18 protein-coding genes are annotated in these 16,076 nt (G+C 65.7%); 7 read left to right on the plus strand and 11 right to left on the minus strand.

All coding sequences use genetic code 11. From position 1 onward, the window contains the following. Positions 1–2: 2 nt before the first annotated feature. From murA to RD110_RS20555, 5 genes are all read right to left on the minus strand, one after another. Positions 3–1,283 (minus strand): UDP-N-acetylglucosamine 1-carboxyvinyltransferase, encoded by a 1,281-nt coding sequence (gene murA, locus RD110_RS20535; RefSeq protein ID WP_076201592.1) that lies wholly within the window; start codon positions 1,281–1,283, stop codon positions 3–5. Positions 1,284–1,357: 74 nt separating this feature from the next. Beyond that, entirely contained in the window at positions 1,358–1,600 is a 243-nt protein-coding gene (locus tag RD110_RS20540) for a BolA family protein (protein ID WP_076201594.1), read from the minus strand. 6 nt (positions 1,601–1,606) lie between these two features. Further along, entirely contained in the window at positions 1,607–2,362 is a 756-nt protein-coding gene (locus RD110_RS20545) for an ABC transporter permease (protein WP_076201595.1), read from the minus strand. 14 nt (positions 2,363–2,376) lie between these two features. Then, the gene (locus RD110_RS20550) at positions 2,377–3,324 is read right to left on the minus strand and encodes an ABC transporter ATP-binding protein (RefSeq protein ID WP_076201597.1); all 948 of its coding nucleotides are present in this window, start codon (positions 3,322–3,324) and stop codon (positions 2,377–2,379) included. 81 nt (positions 3,325–3,405) lie between these two features. Further along, positions 3,406–4,578 carry an aminotransferase class V-fold PLP-dependent enzyme gene (locus tag RD110_RS20555; RefSeq protein ID WP_076201599.1) on the minus strand — a complete coding sequence of 391 codons (1,173 nt, stop codon included), beginning with the start codon at positions 4,576–4,578 and terminating at the stop codon, positions 3,406–3,408. 172 nt (positions 4,579–4,750) lie between these two features. Between RD110_RS20555 and RD110_RS20560 the strand changes: the two genes are divergently transcribed. From RD110_RS20560 to RD110_RS20590, 7 genes are all read left to right on the plus strand, one after another. Continuing rightward, a complete protein-coding gene (locus tag RD110_RS20560; protein WP_076201600.1) occupies positions 4,751–5,716 on the plus strand; it encodes a LysR family transcriptional regulator in 966 nt (321 codons plus the stop codon). Positions 5,717–5,930: 214 nt separating this feature from the next. After that, positions 5,931–6,890: an SMP-30/gluconolactonase/LRE family protein gene (locus RD110_RS20565; RefSeq protein WP_076201602.1), complete on the plus strand. Its 960-nt coding sequence runs from the start codon at positions 5,931–5,933 to the stop codon at positions 6,888–6,890. Between the two features lie 90 nt (positions 6,891–6,980). Next, entirely contained in the window at positions 6,981–7,982 is a 1,002-nt protein-coding gene (locus RD110_RS20570; protein WP_076201603.1) for a TRAP transporter substrate-binding protein, read from the plus strand. Continuing rightward, a complete protein-coding gene (locus RD110_RS20575) occupies positions 7,979–8,602 on the plus strand; it encodes a TRAP transporter small permease (RefSeq protein ID WP_076201605.1) in 624 nt (207 codons plus the stop codon). The genes RD110_RS20570 and RD110_RS20575 overlap by 4 nt, the downstream gene beginning before the upstream one ends. After that, positions 8,586–9,872, plus strand: a complete 1,287-nt coding sequence (locus RD110_RS20580) for a TRAP transporter large permease (RefSeq protein WP_076201606.1) — start codon at positions 8,586–8,588, stop codon at positions 9,870–9,872. Before RD110_RS20575 ends, RD110_RS20580 begins: the two co-directional genes overlap by 17 nt. Positions 9,873–9,938: 66 nt before the next feature. Continuing rightward, a complete protein-coding gene (locus RD110_RS20585) occupies positions 9,939–10,895 on the plus strand; it encodes a hydroxymethylglutaryl-CoA lyase (RefSeq protein ID WP_076201608.1) in 957 nt (318 codons plus the stop codon). A gap of 8 nt (positions 10,896–10,903) precedes the next feature. Continuing rightward, positions 10,904–12,067: a CaiB/BaiF CoA transferase family protein gene (locus RD110_RS20590; RefSeq protein WP_076201609.1), complete on the plus strand. Its 1,164-nt coding sequence runs from the start codon at positions 10,904–10,906 to the stop codon at positions 12,065–12,067. Positions 12,068–12,087: 20 nt separating this feature from the next. Here the strand turns inward: RD110_RS20590 and RD110_RS20595 are convergent, their stop codons facing one another. The 6 genes from RD110_RS20595 to RD110_RS20620 form a co-directional block, all read right to left on the minus strand. Further along, complete coding sequence (locus RD110_RS20595; protein WP_076205360.1) at positions 12,088–12,360, minus strand: STAS domain-containing protein; 273 nt, start codon at positions 12,358–12,360, stop codon at positions 12,088–12,090. Positions 12,361–12,371: 11 nt separating this feature from the next. After that, positions 12,372–13,025: an MlaC/ttg2D family ABC transporter substrate-binding protein gene (locus tag RD110_RS20600; protein WP_076201611.1), complete on the minus strand. Its 654-nt coding sequence runs from the start codon at positions 13,023–13,025 to the stop codon at positions 12,372–12,374. A gap of 110 nt (positions 13,026–13,135) precedes the next feature. Then, complete coding sequence (locus RD110_RS20605) at positions 13,136–13,891, minus strand: MlaA family lipoprotein (RefSeq protein WP_076201613.1); 756 nt, start codon at positions 13,889–13,891, stop codon at positions 13,136–13,138. A gap of 25 nt (positions 13,892–13,916) precedes the next feature. After that, complete coding sequence (gene mlaD, locus RD110_RS20610; protein WP_076201615.1) at positions 13,917–14,405, minus strand: outer membrane lipid asymmetry maintenance protein MlaD; 489 nt, start codon at positions 14,403–14,405, stop codon at positions 13,917–13,919. A 15-nt stretch (positions 14,406–14,420) separates the two neighbouring features. Then, on the minus strand, positions 14,421–15,203 hold the full coding sequence (mlaE, locus tag RD110_RS20615; protein ID WP_076201616.1) for a lipid asymmetry maintenance ABC transporter permease subunit MlaE: 783 nt from the start codon (positions 15,201–15,203) through the stop codon (positions 14,421–14,423). Further along, positions 15,200–16,042, minus strand: a complete 843-nt coding sequence (locus tag RD110_RS20620) for an ABC transporter ATP-binding protein (protein ID WP_204249991.1) — start codon at positions 16,040–16,042, stop codon at positions 15,200–15,202. Before RD110_RS20620 ends, mlaE begins: the two co-directional genes overlap by 4 nt. Positions 16,043–16,076: the final 34 nt, after the last annotated feature.

The raw sequence follows: 16,076 nt of genomic DNA on the forward strand, positions 1-16,076 counted from the left end.
GCTCATGCCTTAATTCTTTCGATGTCCGCCCCGATACCGCGCAGCTTGGCTTCCATCTGGTCGTAGCCGCGGTCCAGGTGGTAGATGCGGTCGACCATGGTCTCGCCCTCGGCCACCAGGCCGGCGATCACCAGGCTGGCCGAGGCGCGCAGGTCGGTGGCCATGACGGTCGCGCCCGAGAGTTTGGCGATGCCCTCGACCACGGCCACCTTGCCGTCGATCTGGATGTGCGCGCCCAGGCGCACCATCTCGTTCACATGCATGAAGCGGTTCTCGAAGATGGTCTCGGTGACCATGCTCGATCCCTGCGCGATGCAGTTCAGCGCCATGAACTGCGCCTGCATGTCGGTGGGGAAACCCGGGTATTCGGTGGTGCGGAAGCTCTGCGCCTTCAAATAATGGTGAGCCGGACCGGCGGAATAGACACGGATGCCGTCCGCCATGGGCGTGATCTGCACACCGGCATCGCGCAGCTTGTCGATCACCGCGTCCAGGTGGTCGGCGCGGCCGTGGCGCAAGATCACGTCGCCACCCGTGGCGGCCACGGCGCAGAGGAAGGTGCCGGTCTCGATGCGGTCGGCCACCACCTGGTGGCTGCAGCCGGAGAGCTTGGCCACGCCCTGGATGCGGATGCGACTCGTGCCGTGGCCTTCGATCTGCGCGCCCATCTTGATCAGCATCTCGGCCAGATCGGTGATTTCGGGCTCCTGCGCGGCGTTTTCCAGCACGGTCTCACCCTCGGCCAGGCTCGCGGCCATGAGGAAGTTCTCGGTGCCGGTCACGGTCACCATGTCGGTGGTGATGTGCGCGCCCTTCAGGCGCTTCCAGCCCTTGGGCAGCTTGGCGATCATGTAGCCGTGCTCGACCACGATCTCCGCGCCCATGGCCTGCAGGCCCTTGATGTGCTGGTCCACCGGCCGCGAGCCGATGGCGCAGCCGCCGGGCAGCGACACCGTGGCCTCGCCGAAGCGCGCCAAGAGCGGCCCGAGCGCCAGCACCGAGGCGCGCATGGTCTTGACGAGTTCGTAGGGGGCCTCGGGCGAGGACAGGTCGGCAGCGTTGATCTGCACCGTGCCGTCTTCGGTACGGTCGGCACGCACGCCCATGTTGCGGATCAGCGTGAGCATGGTGGCCACGTCCTGCAGGCGGGGCACGTTGGTCAGCGTGACCGGCTCGGCCGTCAGCAGCGCGGCACAGAGTTCGGGCAAGGCGGCGTTCTTGGCGCCGGAAATGCGGACCTCGCCCTGCAAGGAGCGGCCGCCGCGGATGAGTAGTTTGTCCATGGAATCAACGGAATAGCGACGCTTCGTCAACGCGTCATCACAAGCTCGGAATGCCGAAACGGATGCGGCCGGCCTCAGCGAGGCAACGCAGCCCATTCGGTGGGGGTGTAGGTCTTCATCGACAACGCATGCACCTCGTCGGTATGCATTTTCGCACCCAGCGTGGCATAGACCCGCTGGTGCCGCTGGATCGCGCGTTTGCCCTCGAACTCGGCCGAGACGATGGTGGCGTACCAATGTCGGCCGTCGCCCTCGAGCGTGATGTGTTCACACGGCAGGTGTGATTTGATGAGGGATTGCAGTTCTTCGGCGGTCATAAAAGATTAGCTACGGATCTTGTAGCCGATACGCAGGAGGTTAACGGCGATCGCGCTGACGACAAGTAGCGCAATCCCGACGATGGACAGGCTCAGCCACGGCGACACGTCGCTCACGCCGAAGAAGCCGTAGCGGAAGCCGTCGATCATGTAAAAGATCGGGTTCAGGTGGCTGACCGTCTGCCAGAACGGCGGCAGCGAATGGATCGAGTAGAAAACACCGCTCAAAAACGTGAGCGGCATGACCACGAAATTCTGGAACACGGCCATCTGGTCGAACTTCTCGGCCCAGAGCCCGGCGATCAGGCCGAGCACGCCCAGCAGCGCCGCGCCGCACACGGCGAACAGCAAAATCCACAGCGGCGCCGCGAAACTCGTGCCGGTGAACCACACGGTGACGATGAACACGCCGAAGCCGACCACCACGCCGCGCACGATGGACGAGCCCACATAGGCGGCGAACAGCCCCCAGTGCGAGATCGGCGTGAGCAGCACGAACACCAGGCTGCCCATGATCTTGCTCTGGATCAGCGAGGAGGAACTGTTGGCGAACGCGTTCTGCAGCACGCTCATCATCACCAGACCCGGCACCAGGAAGGCCGTGTAGTGCACTTGCCCGTAGACCTTGGCGTTGCCTTCGAGCACGTGGCCGAAGATCAGCAGGTAGAGCACGGCGGTGAGCACGGGGGCGCCGACGGTCTGGAATCCGACCTTCCAGAAGCGCAGGACTTCCTTGTAGAAAAGCGTTTGCCAACCACTCATTTGTTGTTCTTCTTTCAGATGGCCATTTGCCATTTTTTGCCTTTTTCGGTGGCCATGACTTCGAGGAACACGTCTTCCAGGTCGGCCTTGCGGATCTCCACGTCTTCGACCTTCAGGCCGGCCTCGCGCACGGCCGCGAGGTAGCGCTCGATCTCCAGTGCGCCATGCGCCGGCAGTTGCACGATGCGGCCGGTAACCCGCGCCTCGGTGGCCAGCGCCGGCGGCAGCTCGCCGTCGATCTTGAAGCGCAGCACGTTGCTGGAGGCCGAGCGCAGCAGTTCGCTGGTGCTCGCCAACGCCAGAACCTGGCCCGTGCGCAACATCGCGATGCGGCTGCACAAAGCCTCGGCTTCCTCGAGGTAATGCGTGGTCAGCAGCACCGTGTGGCCCTGCTTGTTGAGCTTGGCGACGAACTGCCACAGCGTCTGGCGCAGTTCCACGTCCACGCCGGCCGTGGGCTCGTCGAGCACGATCACCGGCGGCTTGTGCACCAGCGCCTGCGCCACGAGCACGCGCCGCTTCATGCCGCCCGAAAGCTGGCGCATGTTGGCATTGGCCTTGTCGGCCAGGCCCAGGCTTTCCAACAGTTCGTCGATCCAGGCGTCGTTGTTCTTGATGCCGAAATAGCCCGACTGGATGCGCAAGGCCTCGCGCACGTTGAAGAACGGATCGAACACCAGCTCCTGCGGCACCACGCCGAGCAGGCGGCGCGCCTTGGCATAGTCGGCCTGCACGTCGCTGCCGTGCACCAGCACGCGGCCGGAAGTGGCGCGGCTCAGGCCGGCCAGCACGCTGATCAGCGTGGTCTTGCCGGCGCCGTTCGGCCCCAGCAGGCCGAAAAACTCCCCTTCCTCGATGTCGAAGCTGACATCGTCGAGGGCTTTGAGGGGAGTTGCCGGAGATTTGGCGCCGCGGCTGGCGGCGTAGGTCTTGCAGACCGACTGGAAGGAGATGGCGGGCATGGGAGGCGAGATTTTACGGGCACGCGGCGGCGGGCGCCGGGCGGCGCCCGGATCACCCTTGGATCAAGGGTGGGAGGCGGTCTATCGGGCCATCTCGGCGGCGGGTCGGGCAGCAGCGCGTTGGGGCGCCTGGATCTGGTCCAGCGCACGCGCCAGGAAGTCCACGCTGCGCTGGGGGTTGTGCAGCTTTTCCAGCCCGAACAGGCCGATGCGGAAGGTCTGGAAGTCCGCGCCTTCGTCGCACTGCAGCGGCACGCCAGCGGCGGTCTGCAGGCCCTGCCCCAGGAACTTCTTGCTCGACTGGATCTCGGGGTCCTCGGTGTAGCTCACCACCACGCCCGGCGCCTGGAAACCGGCCGCGGCCACGCTCGGGAAGCCCCGCGCCACCAGGAGCGCACGCACCTGCTCACCAAGCGCCTGCTGCTCGGCGCGCAGCTTCTCGAAGCCGTAGTCGCGGGTTTCCAGCATCACGTCGCGCAGCCGCGCGAGCGCATCGGTGGGCATGGTCGCGTGGTAGGCATGGCCGCCCTTTTCGTAGGCTTCCATGATCTGCAGCCACTTCTTCAGATCGCAGGCGAAGCTGCTGCTGGTGGTGTGCTCGATGCGTTCGCGCGCCAGCGGGCTGAGCATCACCAGCGCGCAGCAGGGCGAACTGCTCCAGCCCTTTTGCGGCGCGCTGATCAGCACGTCGACGCCGGTGGCTGCCATGTCGACCCAGATCGCACCGGAGGCGATGCAGTCGAGCACGAACAGGCCACCGACCGCGTGCACGGCGTCCGCCACGGCGCGCAGGTAGCTGTCGGGCAGGATCATGCCGCTGGCGGTTTCCACATGCGGCGCGAACACCACGGCCGGGCGTTCGGCGGCGATGGTGGCCAGCACCTCCTCGATGGGCGCGGGCGCGAAAGGCGATTGTTTGTGGCTGCCCTGCCGGTGCGCCTTGAGCACGGTGGCGTCGGACGGAATCCGGCCCATCTCGAAGATCTGCGTCCAGCGGTAGCTGAACCAGCCGTTGCGCAGCACCAGCACCTTCTGGCCGCCCGCGAACTGGCGCGCCACGGCCTCCATGCCGAAGGTGCCGCTGCCGGGCACCAGGGCCACGGCGTGCGCGTGGTAAACCTGTTTCAGCACGCCAGAGATGTCGCGCATCACGCCCTGGAAACTCTGCGACATGTGGTTGAGCGCGCGGTCGGTGTAGACCACCGAATATTCGAGCAGGCCCTGGGGGTCGACTTGGGGTAGCAATCCTGGCATGGCGATCTCCGTCTTGGTTTTGCCAGCCAGCCTAGCACGCGGCCTTTGTCGCTGCCTCGGGTCTTGCCCGAATCCAGGCTGCGTATCCAGGTTTATCAGGTATCGGACCCGGGGGATCGCATGTTAGTGTTTGCACAGCCCCACTCCTCCCTGCCTCGAACACTCCAGAGCCGTGCGCGACATCGACCCTTTTTCCATCCGGTTGTTTCTCACAATCCTCGAAGAAGGCGGCATCGCCAAAGCCGCGGCCCGGGAATGCATCGTGGCGTCCGCGGTGAGCAAACGCGTGGGTGAACTGGAATCCCTGTTCCGTGTGCCGCTGCTCGAGCGTGGCGTGAAAGGCGTCACTCCCACGCCGGCCGGCGAGGCGCTGCAGCACCACGCGCGCATGTTGCTGCAGGCCATGGAGCGCATGCACGGCGAGATGTCGGAATATGCGCAGGGCATTCGCGGCCATGTGCGGGTGCTGGCTGGCTCGTCGGCACTGGCCTCGCACCTGCCCGCGGACATGCAGGACTTCATGCGCGCCCATCCCCACATCAAGATCGACCTCTGCGAAAACGTCACGCCCGCCATCTTTCGCTCGGTAATGGAGGGCACGGCCGACGTCGGCATCGCGCCCGACATCGCCAACCACGAGAGCTTGCAGATCCATCCCTACCGCACGCTGACCCTGGCCGTGGTCATGCCGGCCGACCATGCGTTGTCCGACCGCGCCGAGCTGGCCTACACCGACACGCTCGACTTCCAGCAGGTCGAGCTCAGCCAGGGCAGCGGCATGTCAGCCCTGCTCGAGCATGCCGCACGCGACTTCGCGCGCCCCAAACACACCAACATCCGCGTGAACTCGTACGAGACCGTTTGCCGCATGGTGGCCAACGGCATGGGCGTCGGCGTGGTACCGCTGTTCTTCGCCAGGACCCACAGCGATAGCTTCGGCCTGAAATTCACGCCGCTCAACGATGCCTGGGCCCGGCCGATGATCTGCTTGGCCGTGCGGGACGACGCCTCCCTGCCATCCGCCTCCAAGGCTTTCGTCGCCCATCTGCAGCAGCGCGGCGTGGAAGAACGCTTCCAGGACAGCCTGCTCACCAGCATGACCAGGCACCGAGACGTCGGCTGGCCGTCGATGGCCTGACGGCGCGCTGTCGGCGTTGCCACACCGCGGCGCCCGCGCAGCCGCAGCGAAACCCATTTCCCGCTGATCCCTGCACGACCCATCTCGTTTCGAGCAGGGGGGAGGTTCTCAATCATCGCTTGTACTTTGCGCTGGACGCCACAGAATCGCGCTGGTCTGCAAGCGACCTCGACGCGCGACGGACCTTCAAAAAACATCCCAGCGAGGAGACAAAATGTTCAAAGTTTCAGCGGAAGACATCGACTTCATCGGCGAAGACCTAGACCGCGGCGAATGTGTGCTGGCGACACGTTCGGGCGACCTGTTCCTGCCGGACCGGCGCGGCGGCATCAGCATCATCCGCTCCGACGGCCGCACCGAACGCATCCGCGCAAAAGGTGCGCCAGAGGGTTTCCTGCCCAACGGCATCGCGCTGCTGCCCGACCGCAGCTTCCTGATGGCCGACCTCGGCCCGGGCGGCGGCGTCTGGCACATGGCGCCCGACGGCACGATGAAGCCGCGCCTGCTCGAGCTCGGCGGGCGCAAGCTAGAGCCCACCAACTTCGTCGGCATCGACAGCCAATCCAGAACATGGGTCACGGTGAGCACGCGCCTGGTGCCAAGGGAACAATCGATGAAGAAGGGTCATGCCGACGGCTACATCATCCTCATCGATGAGCGTGGCCCGCGCATCGTGGCCGAGGGCATCGGGTTCAGCAACGAGGCCATCGTCGATCCGACCGGCCGCCACCTCTACGTGAATGAAACGATCGCGCGCTGCACCAGCCGCTTCGAACTGCGTCCCGATGGCTCGCTCGGCCCGCGCGAGGTGTTCGCGCAGTATGGCGCAGGTACCTTTCCGGACGGCTTCACCTTCGACTCCGAGGGCGCGGTGTGGATCGTGAGCGTGGTCAGCAACCGCGTGATCCGTGCCACGCAGGATGGCCGGCAGGAAATCGTCCTCGAGGATGCCGACCCGGCGACGCTGGCGGCCGCGGAAGAAGCTTTCCACAACGGCAGCTACACGCGCAAGCACCTCGATTCCGGCGGCCAGCGCCCGCTCGGCAACCTCTCGAGCATCGCCTTCGGCGGGCCGGACCTGAAGACGGTCTACCTGGCCTCGCTGTTCGGCACCCGCGTGGCGCGTTTCAAGTCGCCGATCGCGGGCGCCAAGCCCGTGCAGTGGGAGTTCTGAGCGACCGCGTCGCCAGGCTCATCCCGACCCGTTCCCTGCACCCGCACGCCGATGCGGGGCTGTTCATCACCGATCCATCAGGAGACAAAAATGAAACTCAGATTCTGGGGCTGGCTGCTCGCCGCCTGTTTGTTGCTGCCCACGCTGGCCGCTGCGCAAGCCCAACCCAAGGTCATCAAGATGGCCACCATCGCCATCTCCAACAGCCCCTGGCACAAGGCGCTGCTGAAGTTCAAGGAAGTGGTCGAAGCCGAGAGCAAGGGCCGCTACACGGTCAGCGTCTACACCGACGGCCAGCTCGGCGACATCTCGCAGCTGCTGTCGGCGATGCAGGTCGGCACGGTCGACATGAGCTACTTCGGCCTGTCGTCGATCAGCTTCGTGCGCGGCGGCGAGGCGTTGAACGTGGTCTACGTACCCTACCTGTTCAAGAACGGCGAATGGGCCGAGAAGATCCTGAACAACGACGAGTTCCAGGCCATCTACAACAAGGTCGGCGAGACTTCCGGCGTGCGCGTGTTCGGCGCCTGGGGACAACGTTCGCCGCGCGCGATCCAGACCACCAGGGGGCCGATCATGAAGCCCGAGGACCTGAAGGGCATGCGGCTGCGCATTCCGGCGATTCCGATGCTCAAGGCCACCTTCGACAAGCTGGGCGTGCAGGTGACGCCGCTGGGCATGATGGAGATCTACAACGCCTTGTCGCGCGGCACGGTGGATGGGCAGGACAACGGCTTCGACCTTTCGATCCCGCCCAAATTCCATGAGGCTGCCAAGTTCTGGTCGGCCACCGACCATGTGTACGAAGTGGTCGGCTTCTTCGTCTCCGAGCGGCTGTGGAAGACGCTGTCTCCGGAAGACCGCGAGGTGTTCAAGAAGGCATCGCGCGAAGCCGGCGCGGTGACCACCGAACTCACACGCCAGTTCGACCTGGACAGCGTGGCCACCTTGAAGGCGGCCGGCGTCAACTACGTGGTGCCAGACAAGGCTGCCTTCCGCGCCGCCACGGCCGGCATCGAGAAAGACCAGGATGGCAAGTTGTGGCCGACCGGCCTGGTCGACCGCATCCGCAAGATCCAGGACGCCCAGTGAGCGCGCTGCCACACCTGCGACCTCTGCAGACCGCCGCGCGGCCGATGGCCGCCAGCGCGCCAGCGCCGTCCCTCGATGCCGAGCCGCGGGCGCCGTCGGACCGTCGCCACCTGGCCTGGCCGGTGCGCTGGCTCGACACCCTCGTCAAGGCCGCGCTGGTGTTGTGCCTGCTGATGGTGCTGCTGTTCACCGTGGGCCAGGTGGCCGACCGTTACGTGCTCAAGTCGAGCTTCGACGCGCATGACCAGTTCGCGCGGCTCGGGCTGGTCTGGCTGACCTTCCTCGGCATCGCCGTCGGCATCCGCGACCGCACCAACGTGCGTGTCGAGGTGCTGAACCACCTGGCGCCGCCACGCGTGCGGCGTGCCATCGCCATCGTGCTGGATCTCGTGATCCTGGCGGTGTCGGTGGTGCTGGTGATCGTCGGCTTCAGGCTGCTGGAAGTCGGCGCCTTCCAGGCCATCATGGGCACACCGCTGAATTACGACGTGATGTACGCGGCGGCACTCGGCGGTCTGGGCCTGCTGATCCTGTTCCTGGTGCTGCGCTTCGCCGACCTGCTGAGCGGCGGGCTTTTGAACATCGATTTCAGGGTGGACCACGATGATCATCACGATTAGCGTCCTGCTGTTCTTCTTCCTGCTGGTCGCGGGCCTAGACGTCGGCTTTTCGATGATCGTGGCGGCGCTGTTCGGCATGCTGCTGCACAGCGGCACGCCGATCGACCTGATCATGGCGCCGATGACCCTGGTCTCGGGCGTGGACAGCCCGGCGCTGGTGGCCGTGCCGCTGTTCGTGCTGGCTGGTGAGGTCATGAACCACGGCGGGCTCACGCGCCGGCTCATCGACTGGTCCACCGCCATGGTCGGCCATTTCCGCGGCAGCCTGTCGCAGGTCGCCATGACCACCAACCTGGTGATGGCCGGCATCTCGGGTTCGGCCGTGGCCGACGCCACCGCCACCGGCGCGCTGCTGATCCCGGCGATGAAGAAGGAAGGCTACCAGCCGGGTTACGCGGCCGCGGTGATCGCCGCCGGGGCGATGCTCGGGCCGATCCTGCCGCCGTCGATCCCGATGATCGTCTACGCCGTCATCGCCAACATCTCCGTGGCCAAGCTGTTTCTCGCCGGCATCGTGCCGGGCTTCATGCTGTTCGGCGGCTACGTGGCCATCTGCGCCTACATGGCGCGCCGGCGCAACTACCTGGCCAGGCCCAAGGTCGGCTGGGGCGAGCAGGTGCGCAGCACGCGCGTGGCGATCTGGGCGCTGATGGTACCGGTGCTGATCATCGTCGGCATTCGCTCCGGCGTGATCACCGAGACCGAGGCGGCCGGCGTGATCTGCGTCTATGCGCTGGCCGTCGGCGTGTTCATCTACCGCGACCTGAAGCTGCGCGACCTGGGCACGGTGTTCTATTCCGCGGCCAAGACGGCGGCGGTGATCCTGTTCCTGCTGGCCGCTGCCGGGCCGTTCTCGTGGCTCATGAGCGAGGCGCACATCGCCACGCTGATCTCGCAGTCCATCCTCGGCATCTCCAAGGATCCGCTGGTGGTGCTGCTGGTGGTCAACCTGCTGCTGCTGGCCGTGGGCATGGTCTTCGAGCCGCTGCCGGCGCTGGTGATGTTCGTGCCGACGCTGCTGCCGATCCAGGCGGCGCTGGGCATCGACCCGACGCACTTCGCCACCGTGGTGGTGATCAACCTGATGATCGGCATGCTGCATCCACCGGTCGGCCTGCTGATCCTGATCACCGCCGCCATCGGCCGCGTGCGGCTGTGGTCGGTGGCGGTGGAGACGCTGCCCTTCCTCGCCTGGTCGCTGCTGGTGCTGGCGCTGGTCTCGGTCTTTCCCGCATTCGCCACCTGGCTGCCCAACCTGGCGATCAAGTAGCCCTCTCAAATCCCCCTTGTCCCTTCCACACGGCAAAGCCTTACGGCCCCCAACCAAGGAAAAGAAATGTCAAAAGACGCGTCCCCCAGGTCCGACAAATGGGTCGACATCATCGAAGTCGGCACGCGCGACGGCCTGCAGATCGAAAAGAAGCTGATCCCTGCCGCCGAGAAGATCGCCATCCTCGACGCCATGATCGCCAGCGGCATCCGCCTCATCGAGGTGACCTCCTTCGTGTCGCCGAAAGCCGTGCCGCAACTCGCCGATGCGGCCGAGGTGCTGGCCGGCATCGCCCGGCGCGACGACACCTACCTGATGGCGCTGGTGCCCAACGTGCGCGGTGCTGACCGCGCGGCCGAAACTTCGCTCGACGGCGGCGTTTTGCTGTGCTCGGCCTCGGAAACCCACAACCGCAAGAACCTGAACCGCAGCATCGGCGAGTCGATCGACGGCTTTGCGGCCATTGCCGAACGTTTGCGGGAGGCCGGCATCGACCGGCTCGGCGCGGTCGCCACGGCTTTCGGCTGCCCTTTCGAAGGCGAGATCGATCAGGCCAACATGTTCCGCATCGTGCGCGCCTATGCGGAGCTCGGCGTGAAACACCTGACGCTGGGCGACACCACTGGCATGGCCACGCCGGCCAACGTGCGCGCCACGGTACGCGCGCTGAAGGCCGAATTTCCCGGGCTCGACCTCTGCCTGCATCTGCACAACACGCGTGGTGTGGGCCTGGCCAACGTCATTGTCGGACTGGAGGAAGGCGTGCGTCGCTTCGATGCGTCGGTGGGTGGCCTGGGCGGCTGCCCGTTCGCGGCCGGCGCCACGGGCAACATCTGCACCGAGGACCTGGTCTACCTGCTGCAGGAGAGCGGTTATGAGACCGGCATCGACCTGTGCAAGTCGATCGACGTCGCATTGCGCATGGAGCGTGCGCTCGAGAAGCCGCTGGTCGGCCAGGTGATGCGGGCGGGCCCGCGACTGACGCTGCACGCCGCCGATGCCGTGCCCACCGCTGCGGGCTAGGAGTCTTCATGCAACAACCGCTTTCCGGCATCAAGGTGGTGGACCTCACACGCATCCTTTCCGGCCCGTTCTGCACCATGCTGCTAGGCGACATGGGCGCAGATGTCATCAAGATCGAAGGTGTCCGGGAGGGCGACCCGGTGCGCAAGGCGGGGACGCTTGTGAATGATTTCAGCTGGTACTTCGCCTCGTTCAACCGCAACAAGCGCTCCATGGCGCTGGACCTGCGCACCGAGCGGGACAAGGACGTGCTGGTGCGACTGCTGCAGCGCGCGGACGTACTGGTCGAGAACTTTCGTCCCGGCGTGCTGGCCGAGATGGGTTTCGACGAGACCCAGCTCGAACTCATCAACCCGCGGCTGGTCGTGGCCAGCATCAACGGTTACGGATCGACGGGACCCTATGCGGATCGGCCAGCCTTCGATTTCGTGATCCAGGCGATGAGCGGCTTCATGAGCGCCAATGGCGGGCCGGACCATCCCGCGCTGCGCTGCGCGCCGCCCATCACCGATCTCGTCGCCGGACTCTACGCCGCCTACGGCATCGTCAACGCGCTGCGCGCGCGCGACCTCACCGGCCGCGGCCAACGCGTCGAGTCGTCGATGATGGCGGGCATGCTGAGCATGTTCGCCTACCTCACATCCGACTACCTGGCGACAGGGCAACTCGCGCCGCGCACCGGCAACGACCACCCGATCACTTCACCCTACGGCATGTTCAGCGCCAGCGACGGCGAAATTGCGGTGGCACCGAGCACGGAAGACATCCTCGCGCGCTTCATGTCGATTCTGGGTCTGGCCGATGTCCTGGCCGACGCGCGTTTCTGCACCAACGACCTGCGCTTGCTGCACCGCAAGGAACTCAACCTGCTGATCAATGAAAGGCTCCGGCGCGACACACAGGCCAACTGGATACGGCGGCTGAACGCCGGGGGCGTGCCATGCGGCCGTGTGCAGAACGTGGGGGAGGCTCTGAACGATCCGCAAATGCGGCACCAGGACATGGTGCTGGAGGTGATGCATCCGGCGCATGGTGCCGTGCAGATGGTCGGGTTCCCGGTCAAACTCTCCGGCACGCCATGCAAGGTTCGCCATCCGGCACCCGACCACGGGGCGCATACGGAAGAGATATTGGCCGAGTTGGGCTTATCGGCAGCCCGCGCGAGCCCGTAGCCGCGCTTCGCTCGCGTCGCTCAGTTGGCCGCCGGCAACAGCTCGGCGATGCCGTACAGCCCCGCCAGCGCAGCCAGCCGTGCCGGCAGGCCACGCACCGCGAAACTGCGGCCCATGGCCATGCTTTCGCGCCGACATTCGAGCAGTACGGCCAGCGCGGAGGAATCGAATTTGGCCAGCGGCGAGGCATCGACGACCACGGCCGCATCGGTCTGCGAACGCAGGCCCTGCAGCAGCATGCGCAGCGAGGGCTCGGCCTGGTCGTGGGTCAGTTCGGCGGGAAGGACGAGCATGTCGTCGAGGCTCAACTCTTCTTCGCGTTCGTCTGGTTACGCGCGGCCAGGGAGGCGATCAGGCCGTCGATGCCCTTGGCGTTGATCTCGGAGGCGAACTGGCTGCGGTAGGTCTCGACCAGCCAGACACCGAGCACGTTCAGGTTGTAGATCTTCCAGCCCGCGCCGTCGCCGGGCGTCTTCTCCAGCCGGTAATCGAGCTGGATCGGATCACCGCGGCCCTTGATCTCGGTGCGCACCAGCACATCCTTGTCCTCTGGCGCGGCGCGCAGCGGCTTGACGCTGATCTCCTGGTCGCTGACCTGGGCCAGCGCGCCGGAATAGGTGCGCACCAGCAACGTCTTGAACTCGTCCTGCAGCTTCTTCTGCTGGTCGGGCGTGGCCTGGCGCCAGCCGGGGCCGACGGCCGAGGCCGTCATGCGCTGGAAGTTGACGTTGGGCATGATCTTGGTGTCGACCAGCGCGATGATCTTGTTGATGTCGCCACCTTGCAGCGACTTGTCGGCCTTGATGGTGTCGAGCACGTCGGAAGACAGGCGCTTGACCAGCGCGTCGGGCGATTCATCGGCCGCACGTGCGGGCACCGTGGTCATGGTTGCCGCCGCGAGCACGAAGGCACCGGCCAGCAGGCCGAGAAAGCGACGATGGAAAACAGGGTTCTTCATGGAATGGATCTCCGTAAGGGAAAGGTCCCGTTGCTGCACTCGGCGTTGGAGCCGGCGCCGAGGGCGCCAGTTCCGGACCGGCCAGGCGTTTTGCAACAGGATGAACAGGTTCAGGGTTTGAGGCCAGGGGCGGCAGGTGCCGGGCCGGCGGGGGCGGCAGCGTCCGGATCGGGCGCATTGCCGTCATACACCTCGTTGCGGCGCACCTGGAGGTAGACGTCGCGGTTGAAGCTGTATTTGTCGAGCGCCGCCTCGTCGAGCACGTTGCCGGCGCGTAGCAGGTTGGCGCGGGCATTCACCGCGCGCAGCACGTACAGCCCGATGCGCGCGCCGTCGTCCTCCACGTAGGTCAGCGGATTGCCGGTGTAGTCCACCGGCAGTGCGGCCGTGTCGCGCACGGTGGATGGGCCCAGCAGCGGCAGCACCAGGTACGGGCCGGAAGGCACACCCCAGCGGCCGAGCGTCTGGCCGAAATCTTCACGATGGCGTTCGATGCCGATGTCGCTGGCCGGATCGGCCAGGCCGAACACGCCGAACACCGTGTTCAGCACGAACCGGCCGAAATTGTCGCCGGCCGCCTGACCCTTGCCCTGCAGCACGTTGTTGATGAAGCTCCACGGCTCGGAAAGGTTCGAGAAGAAATTCGTCACCCCGGTGCGCACCAGCTGCGGCGTGACTTTGGTGTAGGCCGTGGCCACCGGCTTCACCACGGCGGTGTCGACCGCGTCGTTGAACTTGTAGACGCCGCGGTTGAACGGTTCGAGCGGATCGCGCGGATTGGCATCGGGGCCGGTGGCGCAGCCGCTCAACACGAGTAATGCCATCAAAGCCCCCATGGAGGCTGCATAGCGTGCTATCTTTTTCATGGCAGGGAACTTTCCTTGTTATGGTTTATTTTTTGGCTGGCGCGGCCGGCGTGCTCGGACCGTCGGCGGCCTTGCTGTACAGGAACTGGCTGATCAGATTTTCCAGCACGACCGCCGACTGCGTGCTGGCGATGGTGTCGCCGGCCACGAGATTTTTCTCGTCCGCGCCGGCTTCGATGCCGATGTACTGCTCACCCAGCAGGCCGCTGGTCAGGATCTTGAGCGAACTGTCCTTGGGAAACGCGTAGTGCGGGTCCAGGTCCAGCGCCACGTCGGCGCGGAAGGACTTGTCGTCGAACACGATGGCCGCCACCCGGCCGACCACCACGCCCGCACTCTTCACCGCGGCCTTGGGCTTGAGCCCGCCGATGTTGTCGAACTTGGCGTTGACGCGGTAGCCGCTCTGGAAACTCAGCGACAGCAGGTTGGCCGACTGCAAGGCCAGGAACAACACCGCGGCCGCCCCCAGAAGCACGAACAAACCCACCCAGACGTCATTTTTGGAACGCTGCATAACCATCCTTCTTCTTCAAAGACTGAACATCGTGGCGGTGAGGACAAAGTCCAGCGCCAGCACCGCCAACGATGCCATCACCACCGTGCGCGTCGTGGCCCGCGACACGCCTTCGGGCGTGGCCTGCGCCTCGAAGCCCTGCAGCAGCGCCACGAAGGTCACGGTGAAACCGAATACCACGCTCTTGATCACGCCGTTGCCGACGTCGCGCCAGACGTCGACGCCACCCTGCATCTGGCTCCAGAACGAACCGGCGTCGATGCCGATCATCACCACGCCGACCACGTAGCCGCCGAGGATGCCGACGGCGCTGAACAGCGCGGCCAGCAGCGGCATGGTGATCACGCCAGCCCAGAAACGTGGCGCGAGGATGCGGCTCACCGGGTCCACCGCCATCATCTCCATCGCGCTCAATTGTTCGCCGGCCTTCATGAGGCCGATGCCGGCGGTGAGTGAAGTGCCGGCCCGGCCGGCGAACAGCAAAGCGGTGACCACCGGCCCGAGCTCGCGCACCAGGCTCAGGGCGACCAGCAGGCCGAGCGCCTCGGACGAGCCGTAGCGCTGCAGCGTGTAGTAACCCTGCAGGCCGAGCACGAAGCCGACGAACAGCCCCGAGACCATGATGATAGCCAGCGAATAGTTGCCCAGGAAATGGATCTGGTCGCGCACCAGGCCGAAACGCCGGAACGTCGGCCCGATCAGCGAGACCAGGCGCAGCAGCAGGCGCGTGCCGCTGCCGATCTCGGCGAGTTTGAGGCGTGTGGCGAAGCCGACGTCGGCCGGTTTGTACCAACTCATCGTGTACCGCCGCGCTGTTGTTCCACGGGGTTCAGCCCCGCGCCGAAATCCTGCGCCACCGTGGCGCCAGGGTAATGGAAATGCACCGGCCCGTCCGGCAGGGCATTGACGAACTGGTGCACCAGCGGATCGTTGCTGTGGCGCACCTCGTCGGGCGTGCCCTGGGCGGCGATCCGGCCGTTGGCCAGCACGATCACCTGGTCGGCGATGCGGAAGGTCTCGTCCAGATCGTGCGAGACGATGATGCTGGTCAGGCCCATGGCGTCGTTCAGGTCGCGGATCAGCCGGGCCGATGTCCCCAGCGAAATCGGGTCCAGGCCGGAGAACGGTTCGTCGTACATGATCAGTTCCGGATCGAGCGCGATCGCGCGCGCCAGCGCCACGCGCCGCGCCATGCCGCCGGAGACTTCGCTGGGCATCAGCTCGCGCGCATTGCGCAGGCCGACGGCGCCGAGCTTCATCAGCACGATGTCGCGGATCAGCACCTCGGACAGGTCGGTGTGTTCGCGCAGCGGGAAGGCCACGTTGTCGAACACGCTCATGTCGGTGAACAGGGCGCCGAACTGGAACAGCATGCCCATGCGCCGGCGCGCGGTATAGAGGCCGGCCGCGTCGGTGGGCAACGGCTTGCCGTCGAACAGCAATTCGCCCCGGTTCGCCTGCAGCTGGCCGCCGACCAGGCGCAGCACCGTGGTCTTGCCGCCGCCGGAGGCGCCCATCAAGGCGGTCACCTTGCCGCGCGGAATGGTCAGCGAAATGCCATCGAGCACGGCGCGCTCACCGTAACCAAAGGTCAGGTTGCGCAGTTCGACAAGATTTTCGGAAGGGTTCGCAGGCATAAAAATGAAAAAGGCCGGAACGGCTCCGGCCTTC

Origin of the sequence: Rhodoferax koreense, assembly GCF_001955695.1 — a bacterium.
Lineage (GTDB): Bacteria > Pseudomonadota > Gammaproteobacteria > Burkholderiales > Burkholderiaceae_C > Rhodoferax_B > Rhodoferax_B koreensis.